Annotated in this window: 20 protein-coding genes; 14 read left to right on the top strand and 6 right to left on the bottom strand. The window is 72.3% G+C overall.

From position 1 onward, the window contains the following. Positions 1 to 679: 679 nt before the first annotated feature. From ABZ386_RS20720 to ABZ386_RS20680, 9 genes are all read left to right on the top strand, one after another. On the top strand, positions 680 to 895 hold the full coding sequence (locus ABZ386_RS20720; protein ID WP_010040515.1) for a hypothetical protein: 216 nt from the start codon (positions 680 to 682) through the stop codon (positions 893 to 895). 116 nt (positions 896 to 1,011) lie between these two features. Beyond that, complete coding sequence (locus ABZ386_RS20715) at positions 1,012 to 1,818, top strand: HlyD family efflux transporter periplasmic adaptor subunit (RefSeq protein ID WP_358965486.1); 807 nt, start codon at positions 1,012 to 1,014, stop codon at positions 1,816 to 1,818. Then, positions 1,815 to 4,040: an NHLP family bacteriocin export ABC transporter peptidase/permease/ATPase subunit gene (locus tag ABZ386_RS20710; RefSeq protein ID WP_351335581.1), complete on the top strand. Its 2,226-nt coding sequence runs from the start codon at positions 1,815 to 1,817 to the stop codon at positions 4,038 to 4,040. The genes ABZ386_RS20715 and ABZ386_RS20710 overlap by 4 nt, the downstream gene beginning before the upstream one ends. Before the next feature lies 1 nt (position 4,041). After that, positions 4,042 to 6,867 carry an NHLP bacteriocin export ABC transporter permease/ATPase subunit gene (locus ABZ386_RS20705; protein ID WP_351335583.1) on the top strand — a complete coding sequence of 942 codons (2,826 nt, stop codon included), beginning with the start codon at positions 4,042 to 4,044 and terminating at the stop codon, positions 6,865 to 6,867. 72 nt (positions 6,868 to 6,939) lie between these two features. Then, positions 6,940 to 7,947: a Ppx/GppA family phosphatase gene (locus ABZ386_RS20700; RefSeq protein ID WP_351335586.1), complete on the top strand. Its 1,008-nt coding sequence runs from the start codon at positions 6,940 to 6,942 to the stop codon at positions 7,945 to 7,947. 32 nt (positions 7,948 to 7,979) lie between these two features. After that, positions 7,980 to 8,168, top strand: a complete 189-nt coding sequence (locus ABZ386_RS20695; RefSeq protein ID WP_351335588.1) for a hypothetical protein — start codon at positions 7,980 to 7,982, stop codon at positions 8,166 to 8,168. Positions 8,169 to 8,315: 147 nt separating this feature from the next. Continuing rightward, on the top strand, positions 8,316 to 9,329 hold the full coding sequence (locus ABZ386_RS20690) for an iron-containing redox enzyme family protein (protein ID WP_358965484.1): 1,014 nt from the start codon (positions 8,316 to 8,318) through the stop codon (positions 9,327 to 9,329). 21 nt (positions 9,330 to 9,350) lie between these two features. Next, positions 9,351 to 10,004 (top strand): HemK2/MTQ2 family protein methyltransferase, encoded by a 654-nt coding sequence (locus ABZ386_RS20685; protein WP_351335593.1) that lies wholly within the window; start codon positions 9,351 to 9,353, stop codon positions 10,002 to 10,004. Next, positions 9,985 to 10,194 carry a CDGSH iron-sulfur domain-containing protein gene (locus ABZ386_RS20680; RefSeq protein ID WP_351335595.1) on the top strand — a complete coding sequence of 70 codons (210 nt, stop codon included), beginning with the start codon at positions 9,985 to 9,987 and terminating at the stop codon, positions 10,192 to 10,194. The genes ABZ386_RS20685 and ABZ386_RS20680 overlap by 20 nt, the downstream gene beginning before the upstream one ends. 189 nt (positions 10,195 to 10,383) lie before the next feature. Here the strand turns inward: ABZ386_RS20680 and ABZ386_RS20675 are convergent, their stop codons facing one another. Further along, complete coding sequence (locus ABZ386_RS20675; protein ID WP_356617008.1) at positions 10,384 to 10,818, bottom strand: protease inhibitor; 435 nt, start codon at positions 10,816 to 10,818, stop codon at positions 10,384 to 10,386. 325 nt (positions 10,819 to 11,143) lie between these two features. Here ABZ386_RS20675 and ABZ386_RS20670 point away from each other — a divergent pair, with 325 nt between their 5' ends. From ABZ386_RS20670 to ABZ386_RS20660, 3 genes are all read left to right on the top strand, one after another. Then, entirely contained in the window at positions 11,144 to 11,701 is a 558-nt protein-coding gene (locus ABZ386_RS20670) for a hypothetical protein (protein ID WP_351335600.1), read from the top strand. Positions 11,702 to 11,793: 92 nt separating this feature from the next. After that, entirely contained in the window at positions 11,794 to 12,489 is a 696-nt protein-coding gene (locus tag ABZ386_RS20665) for an alpha/beta fold hydrolase (protein ID WP_358965482.1), read from the top strand. A gap of 89 nt (positions 12,490 to 12,578) precedes the next feature. Then, on the top strand, positions 12,579 to 13,748 hold the full coding sequence (locus ABZ386_RS20660; protein WP_351335604.1) for a lactate 2-monooxygenase: 1,170 nt from the start codon (positions 12,579 to 12,581) through the stop codon (positions 13,746 to 13,748). A 67-nt stretch (positions 13,749 to 13,815) separates the two neighbouring features. Here the strand turns inward: ABZ386_RS20660 and ABZ386_RS20655 are convergent, their stop codons facing one another. The 3 genes from ABZ386_RS20655 to ABZ386_RS20645 form a co-directional block, all read right to left on the bottom strand. Then, positions 13,816 to 15,453, bottom strand: a complete 1,638-nt coding sequence (locus tag ABZ386_RS20655) for an RICIN domain-containing protein (RefSeq protein WP_351335607.1) — start codon at positions 15,451 to 15,453, stop codon at positions 13,816 to 13,818. Positions 15,454 to 15,854: 401 nt separating this feature from the next. Next, a complete protein-coding gene (locus ABZ386_RS20650; RefSeq protein ID WP_114257024.1) occupies positions 15,855 to 16,232 on the bottom strand; it encodes a toxin Doc in 378 nt (125 codons plus the stop codon). A gap of 3 nt (positions 16,233 to 16,235) precedes the next feature. Beyond that, positions 16,236 to 16,481 (bottom strand): hypothetical protein, encoded by a 246-nt coding sequence (locus ABZ386_RS20645; protein ID WP_094056765.1) that lies wholly within the window; start codon positions 16,479 to 16,481, stop codon positions 16,236 to 16,238. Between the two features lie 187 nt (positions 16,482 to 16,668). On the opposite strand from ABZ386_RS20645, the gene ABZ386_RS20640 reads away from it, so the two are divergent. Next, the gene (locus ABZ386_RS20640; RefSeq protein ID WP_358965481.1) at positions 16,669 to 17,601 is read left to right on the top strand and encodes a sigma-70 family RNA polymerase sigma factor; all 933 of its coding nucleotides are present in this window, start codon (positions 16,669 to 16,671) and stop codon (positions 17,599 to 17,601) included. Continuing rightward, positions 17,598 to 19,115 carry a cytochrome bc complex cytochrome b subunit gene (locus tag ABZ386_RS20635; RefSeq protein ID WP_358965480.1) on the top strand — a complete coding sequence of 506 codons (1,518 nt, stop codon included), beginning with the start codon at positions 17,598 to 17,600 and terminating at the stop codon, positions 19,113 to 19,115. Before ABZ386_RS20640 ends, ABZ386_RS20635 begins: the two co-directional genes overlap by 4 nt. Here ABZ386_RS20635 and ABZ386_RS20630 read toward each other — a convergent pair. Continuing rightward, entirely contained in the window at positions 19,075 to 19,866 is a 792-nt protein-coding gene (locus tag ABZ386_RS20630; RefSeq protein WP_114257021.1) for an alpha/beta hydrolase, read from the bottom strand. The two genes, ABZ386_RS20635 and ABZ386_RS20630, sit on opposite strands and share 41 nt — an antisense overlap. 76 nt (positions 19,867 to 19,942) lie before the next feature. Beyond that, positions 19,943 to 22,186 carry a glycoside hydrolase family 9 protein gene (locus tag ABZ386_RS20625; protein ID WP_356505237.1) on the bottom strand — a complete coding sequence of 748 codons (2,244 nt, stop codon included), beginning with the start codon at positions 22,184 to 22,186 and terminating at the stop codon, positions 19,943 to 19,945. Positions 22,187 to 22,237 lie beyond the last annotated feature (51 nt).

The following is a 22,237-nucleotide window of genomic DNA, read 5'->3' as shown; positions in this document are numbered from 1 at the left end:
GCTGTTGGTACGCACGGGCCGAGTGGGGCGTTCAATTCCGTTTGCAAGTGATCCCTTCGCATCGCGGAACCAGCCAACTCCCGTCGCCCGCGCGCCGACCGCCCGCTCCGCGACCGCCCTGGTCACGGCGGGCCGCTCCGGAGGAGGGGAGCGGATCGCGCGCGGCGCCCCAATGGCCGGATGACGGCGTTTCAGCAGCGGGCGCCAGTCCGATCCGCCGAACAGACACGATCCGTATCCGTCCGGGAACGATCTGTTGCGATCGTCGAGTTGAATCCCGACTTCAGCGAATCTGCACATCGAATGCTCAACCCGGTCACCAAGTCGAGGGTTGTCCACAGGGCGGCCGGCGCAGTCACGCCTTTGGGGCGGGAGTGCCGGATTCGCCGCTCCGAGAGGCAAGGGATCGGATGAGCCGATGCCGTGCCGCATGTGAAGAACTCGCCACCAAGGCGTGCACGGACCTGCACGGAAAGGGGCTCCTGCGACGCAAGTTCCCTGGTGAGACCGGTGGTTGATTGGAAGCCCGCGCCCGCAGCGTGCTTTGATCCATCGCACCGCGGGGGCCGCGAAGGGCACTCGGAAACGGATGTCCGGCGCTCGCGGTCGCGGCCGTCATCTGTCCCCAGAGGGGGCCGCTCCCCCCTTGTGAGATATCCATACGAAGGGAAGTTCCACCATGAACTCCACCCCCCAGGTTGAGACCGTCGAGATCGCCGACGCCGAGCTCGACGCCGTTTCCGGCGGCCTGTCCGTGAACGCCGTGAACACCGTCACCGACACGGTCGACAGCATCGCCCCGGTCTCCGGCCTGGTGAACACCGCTGTCGGCACCGTCGAGGGCGTCACCGGCCTGAACACGGCCCCGGTCACCAACCTGGTCTCCGGTCTCTGATCGAGCCCCAGTGCCGTTGACTCCCGGAGCCGCAGCCGGCGGTTCCGGGATCTTCGGGTGCCGTGACAACGTCTGTCGCGGCCGTGAAAACCTCTTCTACGGGTGAGGGAAGTTCCTTGCAGTTCCGCCAACAGGCCCTCGCCAAGCTGCAGTCACCGGAGGAACTCGACCTCCCGGTGCGTTTCGCCCGCCCGCAGGGCTGGCTCGTGCTCTCGGTGACGGTGGTCGCGATGGCCGCCGCCTCGGTGTGGGCGGTGACCGGCTCGGTGACCTCCACCGTCAGCGCGCCCGCCATCCTCACGCACGGGCAGGGCAGTTACGTCCTCCAGAGCCCCGTCGCGGGCCAGGTCACCGCGGTGCTCGCGAAGCAGGGCCAGCGGGTGCCCGCCGGCTCCCCCGTGCTCAAGGTCCGTACGGCCAAGGGCGAGACGGTCGTCCGCACGCTCGACGCGGGCCGCGTCTCCGCACTCGCCGCGTCCGTGGGGCAGATCATCCAGACCGGCGCGGACGTCGCCGCCGTCGAGAAGGTCGCCCGCGCCCAGGACCCGCTGTACGCGACCGTGTACGTCCCCGCCGAGAACGCCGCCTCGATCCCCGACGACGCCACCGTGGACCTGACCGTGCAGTCGGTGCCGACCCAGGAGTACGGCGTGCTGCGCGGCCATGTGAAGTCGGTGGACCGCTCGGCGCAGTCCCCGCAGCAGATCTCCGCGTTCCTCGGGGACAGCCAGCTGGGCGAGCAGTTCACGAAGAAGGGCAGGCCGGTGGCCGTCACGGTCCGGCTGGACAGGTCGTCCGCCACGAAGAGCGGTTACGCGTGGTCGTCCGCGGACGGGCCGCCGTACAAGCTGACCTCCATGACGCTGGCCACGGGGTCGATCCGGCTGGCCGACCAGCATCCCGTCGACTGGCTGCTGCCATGAGCGCGACCGCTCAGGAGAACCGGGGCAGGCGCCGCGCCGCCCCGCCCAAGCGCAAGGTGCCCAAGGCCAAGGCCAAGACGGTCCGTACCCCCACCGTGCTCCAGATGGAGGCCGTGGAGTGCGGTGCCGCGTCGCTCGCGATGGTGCTCGGCCACTACGGCAAGCACGTCCCGCTGGAGGAGCTGCGCATCGCCTGCGGCGTCTCCCGGGACGGCTCGCGCGCCAGCAACCTGCTGAAGGCGGCCCGCAGTTACGGCCTGACCGCCAAGGGCATGCAGATGGACCTGGCCGCCCTCGCCGAGGTGAAGTCGCCGGCCATCCTGTTCTGGGAGTTCAACCACTACGTCGTCTACGACGGCATGGGCCGCCGCTTCGGCCGCCGGGGCGTCTACATCAACGACCCCGGCAAGGGCCGCCGGTTCGTCCCCATGGAGGACTTCGACGGCAGCTTCACCGGTGTCGTGCTCGTCATGGAGCCCGGCGAGGACTTCACCCGGGGCGGGCGCAAGCCCGGCGTCCTGGGCGCGATGCCCGCCCGGCTGCGCGGTACCGCGGGCACCATGCCCGCCGCCGTGCTGGCGAGCCTGCTGCTGGTGGCGGTCGGCGCGGCGGTGCCCGCGCTCAGCCGCACCTACATCGACGAGTTCCTGATCGGGAACAAGACCTCGCTGCTCGGGGTGCTGTTCGCGTCGATGGCGGCGTGCGTGCTGCTCACCGTCGTGCTGACCTGGCTCCAGCAGGCGAACCTGCTGCGCGGCCGCATCATCTCCTCCACCCTGTCCAGCGCCCGCTTCCTGCGGCATCTGCTGCGGCTGCCGGTGACGTTCTTCTCCCAGCGCAGCCCGGCCGACCTCGTCCAGCGGCTCCAGTCCAACGACGCGGTCGCCGAGACCCTCTCCCGCGATCTCGCGGCGGCGGGCGTGGACGCGATCGTGGTCGTGCTGTACGCGGTGCTGCTCTACACCTACGACCCGCAGCTGACGTTCGTCGGCATCGGCGTGGCCCTGCTGAACATCGTCGCCATGCGGGTCGTCGTACGGCTGCGCGCCACCCGCACGGCGAAGCTGCGCGCCGACACGGCCCGGCTCACCAACACCGCCTACACGGGCCTGCAGCTCATCGAGACGATGAAGGCGACCGGCGGCGAGGACGGCTACTTCCGCAAGTGGGCCGGGCAGCACGCCACCACCCTGGAGGAGCAGCAGCGGCTCGGGGTGCCGAGCGCCTGGCTCGGCGTGGTCGCGCCGACGCTCGCCACCCTCAACAGCGCGCTGATCCTCTGGATCGGCGGCATGCGGGCGGTCGAGGGGCACATCTCGGTCGGCCTGCTGGTCGCCTTCCAGGCCCTGGTCACCCGGTTCACCGCCCCGCTGACCCGGCTGAACGGCGTCGCGGGCCGCATCCAGGACTTCGCCGCCGATGTGGCCCGGCTGAAGGACGTGGAGAACTTCAAGGCCGACCCGCTCTACGGCCGCCCCGGCGCCGGCGAGTCGACGCGCCGCCTCCAGGGCCATGTCGAGCTGGAGAACATCACCTTCGGCTACAGCCCGCTCGACAAGCCGCTGCTCACCGGCTTCGACCTGACCGTCGGCCCCGGGCAGCAGGTGGCGCTGGTCGGCGGCTCGGGCTCCGGCAAGTCCACGGTGTCCCGGATGATCTCCGGCCTGTACGCGCCGTGGGAGGGCGTGATCCGCATCGACGGGCAGCGCATCGAGGACATCCCGCGCGGGGCGCTCGCCGCCTCGGTCTCCTTCGTCGACCAGGACGTGTTCCTCTTCGAGGGCACGGTCCGCGACAACGTGGCGCTGTGGGACCCGTCGATCCCGGACGAGGCGGTGGAGGACGCGCTGCGGGACGCGGCGCTGTACGACGTGATCATGCGCCGCCCGGGCGGCATCCACAGCAAGGTCGAGCAGGACGGCCGCAACTTCTCCGGCGGGCAGCGCCAGCGCCTGGAGATCGCGCGGGCGCTGGTGCGCCGCCCCAGCATCCTGGTGCTCGACGAGGTGACGAGCGCGCTGGACGCGGAGACCGAGCTGGTCGTGATGGACAACCTGCGCCGGCGCGGCTGCGCCTGCGTGGTGATCGCCCACCGGCTCAGCACGGTGCGCGACAGCGACGAGATCGTCGTCCTGCAGCACGGCACGGTCGTGGAGCGCGGGCGGCACGAGGACCTGGTGGCGCGCGGCGGCGCCTACGCGGCACTGGTCAGGGAACGGTGACATGACGACCGTCCACGAAGGACACGACGGGGACCTGGTGCTGGGCGCCTTCGGGCAGCTGGGCTCGCGCATCGACTGCGCCGGGTTCAACCGCCTGGACCTCGAAGGCCCGCAGGTGCTGTGGCTCGTGGCGTCCGGCGCCGTCGACCTGTTCGCGGTCGACGCCGGCCAGCAGGGCCACTGGCACCACCTGGGCCGTCTCGAGGCGGGCTCGCTGGTGCTCGGCCCGGTGCCGGGACCGCAGCACACCCTGGTGGCCCGACCGCTGCGGGACTGCGTGGTGCACCGCATCGGCCTCCGCGAGCTGTACCAGCCCGCCAACACCGCGACCTGGTCCTACGACGAGTACGGCAACCCGCAGTACGTGCCGCCGACGACGAGCCCGCTGGAGTACGCGCTCGCACTCGGGGTCGGCCGCAGCCTGTCCATCCTCTTCCAGGCGCCGATGGCCACCGAGCGTGCCGCCGCGCCCACCGACGACGACGTGTTCTGGATGCAGGTGCCGCCGGGCAGCGTCCAGTACGGCTCGCTCTACGGCGCCGAAGCCGCGGCCGACCTGCTGATGGACCCGGCGCTGTGGCAGTCCATGGTCGACCAGCAGTACCGGCTGCTGACCACGCTGGACCGCTGGATCGAGCAGCTGGAGCGCACCCACGAGACGCGTACGGCCGAGGGCATCAAGGCCGGTGAGGCGGTGCGCGCCCAGGCCGACCAGACACTGCTCGCCTCCATCGGCAAGCGGTCGTCCAAGCGGACCACCGCGGCCGACGCCGACGCCACCTACGCGGCCTGCAAGCTGGTCGGGCAGGCGGCCGGGATCAGTCTCACCGAGCCGACGCAGAAGGGCACCGGCGGCGACCGCCTCGACCCGGTCGAGCAGATCGCGCTGGCCTCCCGGGTCCGCACCCGGGCGGTACGGCTGGACGGCCGCTGGTGGCGGGACAACGTCGGGCCGCTGGTCGGCCAGCGAGCCCTGTCCGGCGCGCCGGTGGCACTGCTGTGGCGGCGCGGCGGCTACGTCGCCGTGCATCCGTCGACCGGGCGCGAGACGCCGATCGAGAAGGCCAACGCCGACGAGTTCGAGCCGCGCGCGGTGATGTTCTACCGCCCGCTGCCCGAACGGGGACTCAGTCCGCTGCGGCTGCTGCGGTTCTGCATGCGGGGCATGCGCGGCGACCTCACGGCGCTGCTGCTCAGCGGTCTGGTCACGGTGGCGATCGGCGCGCTGGTGCCCGTCGCGACGGGCAAGGTGCTGGGCGAGTTCGTGCCGAAGGCGCAGACGGACCTGATCGTCCAGGTGTGCCTCGCGGTGATGCTGAGCAGCGTGGTGGCGGCGGCCTTCATGCTGTTGCAGAACCTCACCATCCTGCGGATCGAGGGCCGGATCGAGGCCACGCTCCAGCCGGCGGTGTGGGACCGGCTGCTGAGGCTGCCGACGAAGTTCTTCACCGAGCGCTCCACGGGCGAACTGGCCAGCGCGGCCATGGGCATCAGCTCGATCCGCCGGCTGCTGGCGGGCGTCGGGCCGACGGTCGCCCAGTCGGTGACGGTCGGGGCGATGAACCTGGGCCTGTTGTTCTGGTTCAGCGTGCCGATGGCGATGGCCGCGATCGGGATGCTCGTCGTCATCGCGGCCGTGTTCCTGGGGCTCGGGCTGTGGCAGGTGCGCTGGCAGCGGCGTCTCGTGGTGCTCTCCAACAAGCTGAACAACCAGGCGTTCCAGACGCTGCGGGGCCTGCCGAAGCTGCGGGTGGCGGCCGCCGAGAACTACGCGTACGCGGCGTGGGCGTCGGAGTTCGCGCGCAGCCGGGAGCTCCAGCAGAAGGCCGGCCGCATCAAGAACCTCACGACGGTGCTGGGCGCGGTGTACCTGCCGCTGTGCACCCTGCTGATGTTCATGCTGCTGGCGGGACCGGCCCGGGGCTCGATGTCCGCGGCGGCGTTCCTCACGTTCAACACCTCGGTGACGATGGTGCTGACCTCCGTCACCCAGCTGACCGGCGCGTTCGTCTCGGCGGTGGCCGCGCTGCCGCTGTTCGAGGAGATCAAGCCGGTGCTGGACGCCACGCCGGAGGTGCGCACGGCGAGCACCCGGCCGGGTCCGCTGACCGGCGCGATCGAGGCGCGGCGGGTGTCCTTCCGGTACGCGGACGACGGGCCGCTGGTCCTGGACGACGTGTCCTTCGAGGTGCGGCCGGGCGAGTTCGTCGCGATCGTCGGCCCGAGCGGCTGCGGCAAGTCGACGCTGCTGCGCCTGCTGATCGGCTTCGACCGGCCGGTGTCGGGGAGTGTGCTGTACGACGGTCAGGACCTGGCCGCCCTCGACCAGTCGGCGGTGCGCCGCCAGTGCGGTGTGGTGCTCCAGCACGCGCAGCCGTTCACCGGTTCGATCCTGGACGTCATCTGCGGCACCGAGCCGTACACGCCGGAGGAGGCGATGGCGGCGGCCGAGATGGCCGGGCTCGCCGAGGACATCAAGCGGATGCCGATGGGCCTGCACACCATCGTCTCCGGCAGCGGGGCCGTCTCCGGCGGCCAGCGGCAGCGGCTGATGATCGCCCAGGCGCTGATCCGCCGGCCGCGGATCCTCTTCTTCGACGAGGCGACCAGCGCCCTCGACAACGAGACGCAGCGCACGGTCATCGAGAGCACCAAGGCCCTCAACGCGACCCGGGTCGTCATCGCCCACCGGCTGTCGACGGTGATGGACGCGGACCGGGTCGTGGTGATGGAGGACGGCAAGGTCATCCAGCAGGGCCCGCCCGCGCAGCTCCTCGCCGACACGAACGGCCGGCTGCACGAGTTGGTGCGCCGCCAGATGGCGTGACGGGTGGCGCGTCTTCGCCCTCCCCGGCGGACCGACCCGTTGGTCTGCCGCGGAAATGGGTACCCACCGCGCATGCGAATCAGCGTGGTGGACGTGGGATCGAACACGGTCAGACTTGTGGTCGCGGACGCGGAGGGCGGGGTGCCGCTCCCGGTGCACACCTCCAAGTGGCGGCTCAGGCTGTCCGAGCAGGTCACACCGGGGGGACCCATCCCGGAGCAGGCCGTCGGGCAACTCGTCGACGCCGTCACCGAGGCGAGCAGGACCGCCACCCGGTGGGGCGCCGCGGGCCCGCTCGCCTTCGCGACCGCCGTGGTACGGAACGCGCCGAACCGGCACGAGGTGCTGCACACCGTCCGGGCCCGTACGGGCGTCGACCTGTGCACCCTGCCGGGCGAGGTCGAGGCCGAGCTGACATTTCTCGGGGCCCGCCGCTGGATGGGATGGCGCTCCGGGCCGCTGGCCCTGCTGGACATCGGCGGCGGCTCGCTGGAGGTGGCCTTCGGGCGCGGCCGGCTGCCCGACTTCGTGGCGTCGCTGCCGCTGGGCGCGGGACGGCTCACCCACGAGTTCTTCGAGGGCGAGGACCCGCCGTCGCCCGAGCGGGTGCGGGCGCTGCGCCGCAGGGTGCGCCATCAGCTGCGGGACGTCGCCGCCCGGATCCGCTGGGAGGGCCCGCGCACCGCGGTCGCCACCTCCCGCACGTTCCAGCAGCTGGGCCGACTGTGCGGGGCCGCCCCCGGACGCCATGGCCCGTTCGTTGAACGGCAGCTGCACCGCACGGACCTGGGCGAGGCGATCGTGCGGCTGGCCGCCCTGCCCGCCGCCGAACGCGCGCGGCTGCCCGGCATCTCCGCGCCGCGGGCCGCGCAGAGCCTGGCCGGCGCGGTGGTCGGGCACACGGCGATGAAGCTGACCGGCATCACGTCCGTCACCGTCTGCCCCTGGGCGATCCGCGAGGGAGTGCTGCTGCGCCACATCGAGGACGGCCCGTCCTGGTGGGCGGAGGTGATCCGCCGCAACGAGGAGGCGGCCCCTGCGGACCCCGTCCCGCTGCGCATCGCCACCGCCTCCCACTGAGTGACGCGTACCGAACGCAGGAAGGAGACCCCGTGTCCCACGACAAGGACCACGACAGCTCCGGCAAGCAGCCCGAGACGGCGCTCGAGGAGGTTCTGCGCGAGATCGAGGACGCCGAGAAGCGCACCGAGGACTCCGCCGAGCAGCGCCGCCACCGGGGCGAGGCCGGTGAGGCCATCACCCCCAACACACGTGCCCAGGAGGAGTCCGAGGGGGACTGAGAGCCCCGGGGAGCCTCGGGGGGACCGAGCCGGGCGCGGGCCCGGGCGCGCCGGCCGGCCGCCCGGGCCCGCGGCGTGTGCGAGGACCCCTGCGGGCCCGGTACCACGCGGGCGGGTGACCAGGCGCCCCGCGGGTACCCGGGGCCCATGGAGCACGACCGTGAAGAACCACGCCTGCCGACCCCGCGCGGCCCGCTGAGCAGGGGCGTCGAGGCGTACCTGCGGGGCGCGGGCCGGCTGCCCCGCCTGGAGGAGGTCGCCCGTGCCGAGGTGTACGGCGAGGATCTCCAGCTCGCCCTGTACCTCTGCTACGAGCTGCACTACCGCGGCTTCGCTGGCGTGTCCACCGACCGCGAGTGGGACCCCGACCTGCTGCGCGTCCGGGCGGCCCTGGAGCAGCGCTTCCTGTCCGCCCTGCGCTCCGACGCCCCGGTCCACGACAGTGTCGACGAGGCGCTGGCGGACCTCCTGGTCGAGCCGGTCGACGGCACCGGCGTCAGCCACTTCCTGCGCGACGAGGGCGAGCTGTGGCACCTGCGCGAGTACGCGGCACAGCGCTCCCTGTACCACCTGAAGGAGGCGGACCCGCACGCCTGGGTGCTGCCCCGGCTGTGGGGCAGGGCGAAGGCCGGTATGGCGGCGGTGGAGTTCGACGAGTGGGGCGGCGGCCGCGCCGACCGCGTGCACGCCCGGCTGTTCGCCGACCTGATGACGGACCTCGGCCTGGACACCACGTACGGCCGCTACCTCGACGCCGCGTCCGCCGAGGCCCTGGTCACGGTGAACATGATGTCCCTCTTCGGTCTGCACCGCGCCCTCAGGGGCGCCCTGGTCGGCCACTTCGCGGCGGTCGAGATCACCTCGTCCCCGGGGTCGCGGCGGCTCGCCGAGGCGATGCGCCGCACGGGCGCCGGACCGGCGGCCGAGCACTTCTACGACGAGCACGTGGAGGCCGACGCGGTCCACGAGCAGGTCGTGCGCCACGACGTCATCGGCGGTCTGCTGGAGCAGGAGCCCCACCTCGCCCCGGACGTCGCCTTCGGCATCGACGCCACGGAGTTCGTCGAGGAGCGCTTCGGCGCGCGCCTGCTCGCGGACTGGCGGGTATCCCGTTCGTCACTGCATGCACCGCTTGCCCGTGAAACCACCTATATCTCCTGAGTGGCGGGGTACTCGACGCCCGTGAATCCACTGGTACTCCCGGGTGTGTACGCCCCGCAGGAAGACACCGAGCTGCTGGCCGGTGCCCTGTCCGACGAACCGCTGCCCCCGGGCGCCGAGGTGCTCGACGTGGGCACGGGGACCGGCGCCCTGGCCCTGGAGGCGGCGCGCCGCGGCTTCCGTGTGACGGCCGTGGACGTGTCCTGGAGCGCCGTGTGGGCGGCGCGGCTGAACGCCCGGCTGGCCGGGCTCCCGATCCGCATCAGGCACGGGAACCTGTTCGAGCCCGTCCGCGGGGAGTCGTACGACCTCGTCCTGGCCAATCCGCCGTACGTGCCCGCGCCGGACGGCCGGCGCGCGCCGCGGGGCGCCGCCCGGGCCTGGGACGCGGGCGACGACGGGCGGCTGGTCGTGGACCGGATCTGCCGGGAGGCGCCCGGCCTGCTGCGGCCGGGCGGGGTGCTGCTGCTGGTGCAGTCGGCGCTGAGCGGCCCGGACCTGACCGTCGGGCACCTGCGGGCCGCCGGCCTGAAGGCCGCGGTGACCCAGCGGCACCGGATCGCGTTCGGTCCCGTGCTGCGGGGCCGGGAACGCTGGCTGCGGGAGCGGGGGCTGCTGTCCGACACCGAGGACAAGGAAGAGCTGGTGGTCGTCCGTGCCGAACTCCCCGTCTGACCGGTCGTCCGAGGCCCCGCGCCGCGTCACCGTCCAGCGGAAGGGACCGCTGCTGCTGGAAGGCCCGGTGGAGGTGGAACTGGAGGACGGCTCCGTCGTCACCTCCGACCGTTTCCGCGTGGCCTTGTGCACCTGCCGCCGCAGCCGCCGCTACCCGTGGTGCGACACGAGCCACCGCGACCGGGCGTGAGAAGCCACGGCCTGACAGTCCCGTGAGCGCCGGGGCCTGAAAACCCGGGAGCCGGCGGGCGGCCCCACTCCGCCCGCCGGCCCCCTTGTACGAGATCGCGGCCTCCCCGTGACAGCGGCCCGGCTCCCCAGCAACGAACCGCCGTGCTTCACGGGAACAGCGCGATCCCGGTCCTCGGGAGGGTCGCCCCTAGAAGGAGAAGACGCCCGTGCCGTAGGCGTTCTTCATGCAGTCGTTGGAGAAGACGCGCTCGTAGCTGACCCGCTGCCCCTGCCAGACGCCGTCGACGGTCACGACCACCGGGTCGTACTGCTTGGTGCACATCACGCCCTCCGTGGCGGTCAGGGCGTCGAAGTCGCCGCCGACGCCCCGCAGTTCCGCGCAGGCCTCGGCGGCGGCCGGGTGGGTGCCCGCGGGCCTGGGGGCACAGGTCAGGGTGACCGCGCGTTCCGGAGTCGCTGTGATCGCGCTCTCTCCGTGGCCCACCGTGAGGACGAGAGCCGACGGGGCGTAGAGCGCGGCGGGGGCCGGACCAGGGGTGGCGAGCGCGGCCCCGGTCAGGGGTCCGCAGACGGCGGTGGCCGTCAGGCCGAGGGTCATGGCCCAGCGCGCGGTGTTCCGCATTGTGTGCATCCTTCCGCTCGATTACAGGGGGTGCCGGCCCGTGCTCGGTCGGTGCCCGGAACGGCGAGCGCGAGTCTGCCGAGTCCGCCGCCGAAACACACATCGACCCCACTGGTTTCAGTAACGTTACGTATTGAATCAGTGGCGCGAAGTTACGGAACGGGCGCCCGTGAAGCCCGTAACCGCGCGGGCGCCGGGGGCACGAAGCGGCCGACTGGCCGATTACCGAGTGTTCGTTAATCGGCCTGAAACATTCCGATTCCGCTCTGGGCCGACTGCTTCGCAACCGCTTGCGTTCATGTTCCCGTCGAGTAATCGTCATTACATGATTACGAGCGAGCAGCGAGAGCAACTGCGCGGCTGGTTCGCCGGCCGCCTCCCCGACGACCTCTTCGAGGAACTGACCGAGATCACGGTCGACCGCGAGGAGATCACCGTGATCGGCCGCATCCCCGCACCCCGGCTGGCCGAGGACGCCCCGGCCGCCGAACGGGAGGCGGCCCTGGAGAGCCGGGTGCAGGAGTTCCGGGAGCGCACGCGCGAGGACCGGATGGCCGTGGCCCGGGAGGCCGAGCACCGGTTCCGCCGGAAGGTGTCCTGGGGGGTTGAGTGCGGCGGGCGGCGCGCCCTCTTCACGCACGTGGCCGCGCCCGTCATGACACGGCTGCGCCAGCCGGAGCGCCAGGTCCTCGACACCCTGATCGCCGGAGGCGTCGCCCGCAGCCGCAGCGACGCGCTGGCGTGGTGCGTGCGCCTGGTCCAGCGGCACACGGACGACTGGCTCACGGAGTTGCGCGACTCCCTGGAACACGTGCAGCGGGTACGGGCGCAGGGCCCGGACGCCGGCCCGGACCACCCGCCGCACACGGACGACGAGGAGTGAAGTGACGTGCCGGTGACGGCTAGCAGTGACGTGCCCGTGCCGCCGGTCACCGGTCCGGGGGCGTTGTCAGTGCCGGCGGCTACCGTGCGGGCATGACCGACTTCGTACTGGTGACAGGTGCCTGGCTCGGGGCGTGGGCGTGGGACGAGGTGGCGGCCGGGCTGCGCGGCGCCGGGCACGACGTGCACGCGCTGACGCTGTCGGGCCTCGCCGAGAAGCAGGGGGTGGCGGCCGGGCTGGAGACGCATGTGCGGGACATCGTCGACGAGGTGGAGCGCCTCGGCCCGCGCGAGGTCGCCCTCGTGGGACACAGCTATGCGGGCATACCGGTGGGGCTGGCCGCCGAGCGCATCGGTGACCGGCTGCGGCGCGTGGTGTTCGTCGACGCGAACGTGCCGGTGTACGGGGAGTCGTTCCTGTCGGGCTGGCCGAGCGAGGGCGTGCGGCGGTCGATCGCCGAGCACGACGGGTTCTGGCCCCCGCTCGGCCCGGACGACTGCGCGGGCCAGGGGCTGACGGACGAGCAGATCGCCCGGTTCGTCGCCGACTCGACCCCGCATCCGGGTGCCACGCTCACCGAACCGGCCCGTCCGGAGCGCTCTTTGGCCGACCTTCCGGCGACGTACGTGAAGTGCCTCCTCGACGGGGACGAGCCGTTGCCGGCGGTGGCCGCACTCCTCAAGAGTGACCGGTGGGAGCTGGTGGAGATGGCCACGGGCCACTGGCCGATGTTCTCGCAGCCGCGTGAACTGGCCGGTGTGCTGCACTCGTCGGTCGCGGGAGGCTGACCCGCGGTCCGTGCCGACGGCCGGTCACCGGCCCGCTCGCCGTATCGTCGGCTCGACGCAGGCTCGACGACGAGAGGCGGGACCGGCCGATGGCACAGCACTGGGCCGACTACCAGTACGAGATCTACCTCAACGGCATGGCGGGGGTCGTCCCACGACTGCCCACGGACCTGACCCGCCTGGAGGAACTCACCGAGCGGCGGCTCGGCGCCGGTCCGGTCGGCTATGTGGCGGGCAGCGCGGGGAACGGCAGCACGGCCCGCGCCAACCGGGCGGCGCTGGAGCGCCGCCGGATCGTGCCCCGCATGCTGAGGGACGTGCGCGAGCGGGATCTCTCGGTGGAGGTCCTCGGCCGTCCGTTGGCCGCCCCGCTGGCCCTGGCTCCCGTCGGGGTGTTGTCGATCATGCATCCGGATGCGGAGCCCGCGGCGGCCCGGGCCGCCGCGGCGCAGGGTGTGCCGTACATCCTGTCCTCCGTGTCGAGCACGCCGATGGAGCGGATCGCCGAGGTGATGGGCGAGGCCGAACGCTGGTTCCAGCTCTACTGGCCCAAGGACCCGGACGTGGCCCGCAGCTTCCTGAACCGGGCCCGGGCCGCCGGATTCACCGTGCTCGTGGTCACGCTGGACACACCCCTGCTCGCTTGGCGGCCGCGCGACCTCGACCAGGCGTACCTGCCGTTCCTGAACGGGGTGGGGATGGCCAACTACTTCACGGACCCGGCCTTCAAGGCGGGCCTGGCGAAGCCGGTGGAGGAGGACCTGGCCGCGGCGGTGCGGCACTTCATCGGGCTTCAGGGCGACCCCGGCAAGACCTGGCCGGACCTGGCGTTCCTGCGGGAGAACTGGGACGGCCCCATCGTCCTCAAGGGCGTGCTGCACCCGGACGACGCCCGGCTGGCCGCCGAGGCCGGCATGGACGGCGTGGTCGTCTCCAACCACGGCGGACGGCAGGTGGCCGGCTCCGTCGCGGCGGCGGACGCGCTCCCCCGCGTGGCGGAGGCCGTCGGCGACCGGCTCACCGTGCTCTTCGACAGCGGCGTCCGCACCGGCGACGACATCTTCAAGGCGCTCGCCCTGGGCGCGCGGGCCGTCCTCGTCGGCCGCCCGTACGTGTACGGCCTCGGGCTCGACGGGCAGTCGGGTGTCGAGCACGTCATCCGCTGCCTGCTGGCCGAACTCGACCTCACCCTCGCCCTGTCCGGCCATGCCACCCCGGGCACGGTCGGTCCGGCCGACCTCGTCGAGGACCCGGCCTGACCCGGGGGGCTGCGCGGCGCGTACACCGCGCAGCCCGCTCAGGCCCCAGGGGCCGCAGGGGCCGTGGTCACGCCGTCCGGCCGTGGGGCAGGGTCACCTGCCGGGCCTTTCGGCCCTCCTGCTCCTCGATCGACAGCGAGCCGGCCGTCGTCGGCAGGGGCTCCGGCTGCCAGCGCTGGGCCTCGGAGCGGTCGCGGACCTTGACGACGATGTCGGCGTCCGGGTCGTCGTGCGTGGCGGCGAGGGCGAGCCGCACGTCCCAGCGGGGCAGCAACTCGCCCTGCACGGTGAGGTCGTAGCGCACGTCGTCGGCCCGTTCGGTGTCCTCGTCGGCGCAGGTGCCGAGGACCACCACGCCCGCGTCCTTGTGCGAGTCCAGGCACAGCCCGGGGTCGGCGACGCTGCGCAGCAGCCCGTCGTCCTCGTACGTCCACTGCTGGGTCCACACCGTCGAGCACGGCGCCAGCTTCGTCGCCGAGCCCTCCTTCGGCAGGTCCCGGATGTCCAGGCACAGGTCGGCGCCGGCGTTGCGCAGCCGCGTCACGCCCGGTGCCGTGGGCAGCCCCGCCGTGCCGGGCGGTGACACGGACCCGGTGCCGTCGGAGCCGGCGGCGCTGTTGGAGCCGGCCGGGTCGGCCTGGCCGCCGTCGTACGACGAGGCGCTGATGATGAGCACGGTGGCCAGCACCCCGGCCGACACCGCGCCGACGCCGGAGAGCAGCGCCCGGGGGGACCGCAGCGCGTCCGGGACCCGGCGCGCGGGCATGGGGATCCTGGACAGCAGGCGGTGCCGCCCGTCCCCCCGGGCCCCGCCGCCGCGCCGCCCGCCGCCGCGCCGGCCGGCGCGACCGCCCCGCGTGCCGTGCGCGGACCGGCCGGGTCGCGAGTCGAGGTACCGGCGTGCGCCCCAGCCGAGCACCGCCTCGGCGATCAACGGGCCCAGCGGCCCCTCGAAATGGCTCAGCTGTTCGGCCGCGTTCCGGCAGTAGCGGCACTCCGCCAGGTGCTCCTGGACGTCCGGCAGCAGGGTGCCGCCCCGGCGGATCGGGACGTCGAGCAGTCGGTTGTAGAACCGGCAATCCTGGGTCGGCGCGAGTTCCCGATGGGCATGTACACAACCTTCACGGAATGTGTCCCGTGCCTGTTCGAGTGCGGCCGACGCGATGTCGGTATCCATGCCCAGCAGACCGGCCGGGACGCTTAAAGGATCGGCCTCGACCTCGACGTGCCACAGCAAACAGCGCGCGGCTGCGGGAAGTGCCTGGAATGCCCGCTCCGCGAGGGCGCGATTTTCGGGCGTCATGGACGTCGCCGCGCGCAGCCCGCGCCCTCCGGCCGGTTTCTGCAAGGCGGGCAGGACGGCCGATATTCGGTCGTCGCCCGACCACTCCCGGATCGTGTCGCGCACGGTCACCAGAAGGGCCGGGCGCAGCGCGACGCCCGACTCGCCGAAGGCGAGGCGGTTGAGGGTCCGGTGGAAGGCGGTCCCGGTGACCATCGCGGCGACCTTGGCCGACGAGGCGAGACAGATGACCGCGTAGTCGTGCACCGGCTGCCAGTGCCGCGCCATCAGCAGCGCGACGGAATGGGCGGCGACCTCGCCCTCCGGGCTGCCTCTGAGCGGGGCGGCGAGGCTCTCGTCGGATTCCCCTGGATCCCCGCCGGGCGGGGGATACGGGGGACGAGGGGGGTGGGGGGTGGGCACTGAGATGGTTCCTTCCCACGCGCATGTGACACACAGAAGTCCTGACGCCGAAAAAGGAGCCCGGTTGGTGCGTACCTTTTTTGGCGCGGCGCGGGAGGGGCGAATTCGCCGGTGGCGAATCGGACCCGGTCAACAAATCACGTGCGACACTCGGCCATTCCCCCCGCACGCGTGTTTCACTCTTGCACAACCCCCACACGGCCAACAAGGCGCATGGACAACATCCCCATCCTTGACAGAAAGTCAGAAATAGGAACAGACGCACGTCGATCGCACCGGTTTTCGACATTTCCATGCGCCCCGTGTGAATCGGGCACCCGCACCAGGTGCGCCGCGCACGCTCCCGGCGCACGCTCCGGCGCAGTCCACTGGGTACCGCCCTCGGCCGGTGACCCCTCCGCTCAGATCTGCCAGGAGCGCAGCCGGTCCGCCGCGCCGTAGACGTCGGTCGTGCCGGACATCAGGTCGCGGGCGAGGTCGACGAGGGCGCCGTAGGGCGGGTCGATGCCGACGCCGCTGACGAACATGTACGCCACGGCGGCCGAGCAGGCGAAGCGGGCGTTGGCCGAGGGCAGCGGCCGGAGCACGGCGAGGGTGTGCAGCAGCGCGGCCGCCCGCCAGGCCGGGTCGGAGTTCACCCCGAGGCGCGGCGGGTCGACCCGGTGCCGGGCGACGGCGGCGACCAGCGCGGAGAAGTCGTTGATCGTCGGCTGGTCCGGCAGGACCTCTTCGTGGCGCTGGAGCAGCCAGGGCACGTCGATATGGAGGACGGGTGCCATCGGTCAGGCGGCCCGCCCCTCGCCCTTGGTGGGCGGTTCGTCGTCGGGGAAGGCGGCGGCGAACTCGTCGGCGTGGGTCGCGAAGAACCGGCGGAAGGCCTCCGCGCCCTCCTGCAGGGCCCGGTGGCGGGCTATGTCGGCCGCGGCCGCCTCGCGCACGAGCGCCTTCATGGACGTACCGCGCTCCTTGGCGATCTGCCGCAGGTCCTCAAGTTCGCGATCGCTGAACTCGACGTTGAGAGCTGGCATGCCTTCACGGTAGCGCCCGGGGTACTGACCCGTAAATAGCCCCAGGTCACGGCAGGTACGGGGAGGTACCACCCAGGCGTCCCGCCCGCTCGGGGGCTGAGATGTGGGTCACATCCGCCAGTGCGATGTCACATTCCGGGGCCCTGTCCGGCTCGCAGTGGTGAGCGCGTACACGGGAGGGCCACGCATGACCGAGATCTCCGCACCTGGCACCGACGCCCCGCTCGACGAGGCGACCGGGGTGTTCGTCGACCATCGCGAGCTGCTGTTCGGCGTCGTCTACAACATGCTCGGCAGTGTCGCCGACACCGAGGACGTCCTGCAGGAGACGTGGCTGTCCTGGACGGCCCGCGGCGGAGGTGCTGCGCCGGCCGGCATCGACAACCCGCGCGCCTATCTCGTCCGGGTGGCGGTCAACCACGCCCTGCGACGCCGCGCGGTGATCAGCCGACGGCGGGAGACGTACGTGGGGGCGTGGCTGCCCGAGCCGCTGGTCGCCGAGGAGGACGCCGGCACCGCCGACGGTCCGGCCCTGCGGAGCGAATCGGTGTCGCTGGCGATGCTGGTGGTCCTGGAGTCGCTGACCCCGCTGGAGAGGGCCGTGTTCGTCCTGGGCGAGGTGTTCGGCTACCCGCACGCCGAGATCGCCGAGATCATCGACCGCTCCCCCGCCGCCGTACGGCAGTTGGCGCGCCGGGCCCGGGAGCATGTGCACGCGCGGCGGCCGCGGTACCAGGCGCATCCGCGGGTGCGACGGGAGGCGACCGAGCGGTTCGTGCTGGCGGCGCTGGGCGGCGACATCGCCGCGCTGATGGAGATCCTCGCGCCGGACGTGACGGCGTGGACGGACGCCGGCGGCAAGCGCCGGCCGGCGAGCCTGCGCCCGGTGCACGGCCGGGACAAGGTGACGCGCCTGCTCACGTCCGGGCGGGGCGGCCCGCGCAACCCCGTGTTCCGCTACCGGCGGGTCAACGGCGACGAGGCGGCGGTGCTGTTCGACGGCGACGCGCCCTTCGCCGTCCTGGTCCTGGACCTCACGCCGGAGGGCGACCGGGTGCGCGGCATCTACGTGGTGGCCAACCCGGACAAGCTCACCCACGTGCCCAGGGAGGCGGCGTGAGCGCCGGACGCGGCGAGCGCCTCGCCGACTGGTTCGACGGCCGGCTCGGCACCCACACGCTCGGCCGGAAGTACCTGCGCAAGGTGTTCCCGGACCACTGGTCCTTCCTGCTCGGCGAGATCTGCCTGTACAGCTTCGTGGTGCTGGTGCTCACCGGCGCGTATCTGACGCTGTTCTTCCACCCGTCGATGAACGAGGTGGTGTACGACGGGAGTTACACGCCGCTGAACGGCGTGCGCATGTCCGAGGCGTACGCCTCCACGCTGGACATCAGCTTCGACGTGCGCGGCGGACTGCTGATCCGGCAGCTGCACCACTGGGCAGCGCTGGTCTTCGTCGCCGGGATGCTGACGCACATGATGCGGCACTTCTTCACCGGCTCGTTCCGCAAGCCGCGGGAGGTCAACTGGCTGTTCGGCTGGCTGCTGCTGTTCCTCGGCCTGTTCGAGGGGCTGTTCGGCTACTCGCTCCCCGACGACCTGCTGTCGGGCACGGGCCTGAGGTTCGTGCACGGCGCGCTGCTGTCGGTGCCGATCGTGGGGACGTACCTGGCGATGTTCCTGTTCGGCGGCGAGTTCCCGGGCGACGACATCGTGGCCCGCTTCTACGCGCTGCACGTGCTGCTGATCCCCGGGGTGATGGCGGCGCTGATCGTGCTCCACCTGCTGCTCGTCGTGTACCACAAGCACACCCAGTTCGCGGGGCCCGGCCGCACCGAACGCAATGTGGTGGGGGCGCCCTTCATGCCGGTGTACCTGGCGAAGGCGGGCGGCTTCTTCTTCCTGGTGTCCGGGGTGCTGGCGCTGATGGCGGCGGTGGCGACGATCAACCCGGTCTGGTCGTACGGCCCCTACCGCGCCGACCAGGTGTCGACGGGCGCCCAGCCCGACTGGTACCTCGGCTTCGCCGAGGGCCTGGTGCGGATCATGCCCGGCTGGGAGATCACGCTGTGGGGGCACACGCTGGTGCTGGGCGTGCTGATCCCGATCGTGGTGTTCCCGCTGCTGCTGGTGTTCATCGGCGTGTACCCGTTCCTGGAGGCCCGGTTCACCGGGGACCGGCACGAGCACCATCTGCTGGACCGGCCGCGCGACCGCCCGGTCCGCACGGCGATCGGGGCGGCCTGGATCAGCCTCTACCTGGTGCTGCTGGCGGGTGGCGGCAACGACATCGTGGCGACCCGCTTCCACCTGTCGATCAACACGGTGACGTGGGCGGTGCGCATCGGGATGTTCGCCGTCCCGGCGGCGGTCTTCGTCGTCACCCGGCGGATCTGCCTGGGGTTGCGGGAGCGCGACCGGGAGCTGGTGGCGCACGGCCGTCCCACCGGCGTGATCAAGCGGCTGCCGCACGGCGAGTACGTCGAGGTGCACGAGCCGCTGGACCCGGCCCGGCTGCACACCCTGACCGCCCACGAGCGGCCGGGGGAACCCGTCGGGCACGGGCCGTCGCGCCGGGCCGTGGCCGGGCCGCTCAGGAGTGGGCGCGGCAGAACTCCCGGACGGTCCGGTTGAAGGCGTCCGGGGCCTCCATGTTGCTGAGGTGCCCGACGCCGGGGAGCACGACCAGCGTGGCCTCCGGGATCGCGGCGAGGAACCGGTGCGCGACGGGTTCCACCGGGGAGCGCGCGTCCAGCTCGCCCCAGAGCAGGAGGGCCGGTACCTCGATCGCGGGCAGCAGGTCGCGCTGGTCGGTCCCGGCCATGATGGTGAGTTCGGTGCGGATGGTCCGGGCGCGGGTGTCGGCCGACATCACGGACAGCAGCCGCACGGCGTCGGCGGGTGGCTCGGCGGCGAACAGGCCCGGCATGGTCGGCGCGAACTCCTCGGCCGGGACCGCGAGCATCCGCTCCGCCCCCGCGACCCGCTGCCGTACCTCCGCCGGGGGCAGCGAGCCCTTCCAGCCGGCGTAGGTGTCGACGAGGAGCAGCGTGCGGACGAGCTCGGGGTGGTTCCGGTAGAGCTCCAGGACGACGGTCCCGCCCCAGGAGAGGCCCAGGACATGGGCCGGGCCGAGACCGGCGTCCTCGATGACCGCCGCGAGGCAGCGGGCGTAGTCGGCCAGGACGAAGGAGGGCGGGACGTCGGAGGAGCGGCCGGCGCCCGGTTCGTCCCATGCGATCACGGTGAACTCGTCGGCGAGGTCCGCCAGCTGCGGACGGAACACGCGGGCGTCGGTCGTCGCGGCGTGCGCGAGCACGAGGGGCGGGCCCCGGCCCACCCGGTCGTACGCGACCTCGATGCCGTCGACCCGCACCGCTGGCATGACACCAGGCTACGCGCGGGTGCCGGGGGCGTCCTGTCGGCGGACTCCCCCGGCACGCGGCGGTGCCGTACCGGCCCTATCCCTGGTCCGCCACGAAGGAGGCCATGCGGGTCAGGGCGGCGTTCCAGTTGATCGTGTGCTCGTTGGTCGACCAGGACTGGATGTCGTCGATGTAGCAGAACTGGCCGACGCAGCCCTGGAGTTTGCTCTGTGCGTAGGGGTCCTGGATGCTCGAGTTCGGCCCGCCGGCGAGGGTGCCCTTCGGCGGGTTGGGCTGGGCGGGGTCGAGCTGGCGGGCGTACCACCGGCTGTGCTGGTTCTGCGCGCTGACCTCGCCGTAGCCGGTGACGTAGGAGATGTTCAGCGCGTTGCGGCCCAGGATGTAGTCCATGCTCTGGAGTGCGCCGTCCCGGTACTTCGAGGCGCCGGTGATGTCGTAGGCGGTGGCGAGGACGACGGCGTTGTTGAGGACCTGGTGGCTGGAGCCCCAGTCGTACTTGTTGCCGTCCGGCGCGTACGGCATGCCGTAGGGGTGGGCCTTCAGCGTGGCCAGGTAGCGGTCGGCGCCCTGGACGACGGACTGGCGGACCTTGTCGCGGCCGGGCAGCTTGTTCGGCACCGTGGCGAGGTCGAGGCGCCCCGCCGCCCCGGTGCGGGCCCAGTCGAAGCCGATGGGCTTGAAGAGGTCGGCCGTGTGGACCGGTGACTTCAGGACGTGGTCCTCGAACCGCTTCTCGCCCGTGGAGAGGTACAGCTCGGCCGCCGCCCAGTAGAAGTCGTCGCTGACGTCGGTGTCGGCGTAGGCGCCGCCGCCGACGCCGTCGCTCTCGGAGGCGTAGCGGTCGGGGTGGGCGAGCGCCGCCGACCAGGCCTTGCGGGCGGCGGCCAGCGCCTTGGCGGCGAAGGCCTTGTCGTAGGGCCGGTAGAGGCGGGCCGCCTGCGCGGCCGTGGCGGCCAGGTTCAGGGTCGCGGCCGTGGACGGCGGGTGCAGCTCGCGCTTCTGCGGGTCGTCATGGGGCATCAGCGGCAGGCCGGTCCACTGCTCGTCGTGCATCTTGTGGTGGGCCATGCCGGCCAGCGGCTTGCCGTCGGGCACCTGCATCTTCAGCAGGAACTCCAGCTCCCAGCGGGCCTCGTCGAGGAGGTCCGGCACCTTGTTGCCGCTCTCGGGGATGGCGAGGGTGCCGTCGCCGAGCTTGCCGGCGTCGCCGGTGCGGGCGTGCAGGGCGCGTTCGTAGGTGCTGAGCACCTCCCAGACGGAGATGCCGCCGTTGACGACGTACTTGCCGTGGTCGCCGGCGTCGTACCAGCCGCCGCTCACGTCGAGCGCGTAGTCGCAGACGCCGGGCTGGCACGGCACGTTCGTGTCGCCCTGGTTGGGTGCCACGCCCACGTGCCCGGCCTTGCGGCCGTAGCCGGGCCGCAGGTCCTCGCGTATCGCGATGCCGCTGCGCTGGGTGTAGTAGTACTTCGCCGAGTCCAGCCGGAGCCGCTCGTAGGCGCTCGCGTCGATGTCGAAGGGGCGGCTGGTCTCGCCGTCGGCGACGAGCGTGAAGCCGGTGCCCTTCGTGCGGTGGGCGCCGAAGTCGATCGAGTGGACGTTCTGCCCGGAGGAGGCGTCGACGCCGCGCGGCACGGTCGTGCCCCGGGCGACGACCGTCCCGCGGGAGTTCTTCAGCTCCCAGGGCAGCTTCGCCGTGGCGTCGGTGACCAGGGTGGCGTTCTTCGGCCCGGCGGGCAGGTACGCGACCTGGTTGACCCGGACCCGGGGCCCGGTGTCGGGCTCGTAGGGCTCCGGCTTCACCCCGCCCAGCAGGGAGACGTCGTCCATGCAGAAGCGCCAGGCGTCCGCGCTGCCGCCGAGTTGGAAGCCGACCTGGCCCTGGGCGGTGTCGACGGGCGAGGTGAAGGTGTAGGAGTAGCGGTCGCCGGAGACGCTGAGCTGCGGTGTCACCTCGTGGTAGGTGTCGTACGGGGCCACCGACAGGCCCACGATCGCCCGTACCGCGTGCCCGGCGGGGGTCCCGGTCGCGCTGAAGGAGAAGCGGTACGTCTGCCCCTTCACGAGGGTGATGTCGTTCTGCCCGACGGCGGCGTCCCAGCGGTTGGTGGTGCCGCCGGGGACGTCGGCGCAGAGCCGGCCGTCGGACAGTCCGGCGGTGACGTTGCTGGTCGTCCACCAGGGGTCGGTGGTGGAGTCGAAGGTGCCGTTCCTGACCTGTTCGACCTCCTCGGCCCCGGCCGGTGCGGAGGGCAGCGCGGTGAGCGCGGTCGCCAGGAGGGCGGTCAGGGAGAGAAGGGCGGTTCTGCGTCGTTTCACGTCTGGGCTCCTCTGGGGAGGTGCGGGTGGCGCTCGGGATGGGAGCGCTCC

The organism is Streptomyces sp. NPDC006140, from assembly GCF_040628815.1.
Lineage (GTDB): Bacteria > Actinomycetota > Actinomycetes > Streptomycetales > Streptomycetaceae > Streptomyces.
The sequence above is the reverse complement of the archived record's forward strand: the minus strand, read 5'-3'. Positions and strand labels throughout refer to the sequence as shown.

What these genes read in the sequence shown, in the direction of transcription:
- ABZ386_RS20720 (WP_010040515.1), top strand. Translation starts at nt 680, where the DNA reads ATGAACTCCACCCCCCAGGTTGAGACCGTCGAGATCGCCGACGCCGAG.
- ABZ386_RS20710 (WP_351335581.1), top strand. Translation starts at nt 1,815, where the DNA reads ATGAGCGCGACCGCTCAGGAGAACCGGGGCAGGCGCCGCGCCGCCCCG.
- ABZ386_RS20705 (WP_351335583.1), top strand. Translation starts at nt 4,042, where the DNA reads ATGACGACCGTCCACGAAGGACACGACGGGGACCTGGTGCTGGGCGCC.
- ABZ386_RS20700 (WP_351335586.1), top strand. Translation starts at nt 6,940, where the DNA reads ATGCGAATCAGCGTGGTGGACGTGGGATCGAACACGGTCAGACTTGTG.
- ABZ386_RS20690 (WP_358965484.1), top strand. Translation starts at nt 8,316, where the DNA reads ATGGAGCACGACCGTGAAGAACCACGCCTGCCGACCCCGCGCGGCCCG.
- ABZ386_RS20675 (WP_356617008.1), bottom strand. Translation starts at nt 10,818, where the DNA reads ATGCGGAACACCGCGCGCTGGGCCATGACCCTCGGCCTGACGGCCACC.
- ABZ386_RS20670 (WP_351335600.1), top strand. Translation starts at nt 11,144, where the DNA reads ATGATTACGAGCGAGCAGCGAGAGCAACTGCGCGGCTGGTTCGCCGGC.
- ABZ386_RS20665 (WP_358965482.1), top strand. Translation starts at nt 11,794, where the DNA reads ATGACCGACTTCGTACTGGTGACAGGTGCCTGGCTCGGGGCGTGGGCG.
- ABZ386_RS20660 (WP_351335604.1), top strand. Translation starts at nt 12,579, where the DNA reads ATGGCACAGCACTGGGCCGACTACCAGTACGAGATCTACCTCAACGGC.
- ABZ386_RS20650 (WP_114257024.1), bottom strand. Translation starts at nt 16,232, where the DNA reads ATGGCACCCGTCCTCCATATCGACGTGCCCTGGCTGCTCCAGCGCCAC.
- ABZ386_RS20645 (WP_094056765.1), bottom strand. Translation starts at nt 16,481, where the DNA reads ATGCCAGCTCTCAACGTCGAGTTCAGCGATCGCGAACTTGAGGACCTG.
- ABZ386_RS20640 (WP_358965481.1), top strand. Translation starts at nt 16,669, where the DNA reads ATGACCGAGATCTCCGCACCTGGCACCGACGCCCCGCTCGACGAGGCG.
- ABZ386_RS20630 (WP_114257021.1), bottom strand. Translation starts at nt 19,866, where the DNA reads ATGCCAGCGGTGCGGGTCGACGGCATCGAGGTCGCGTACGACCGGGTG.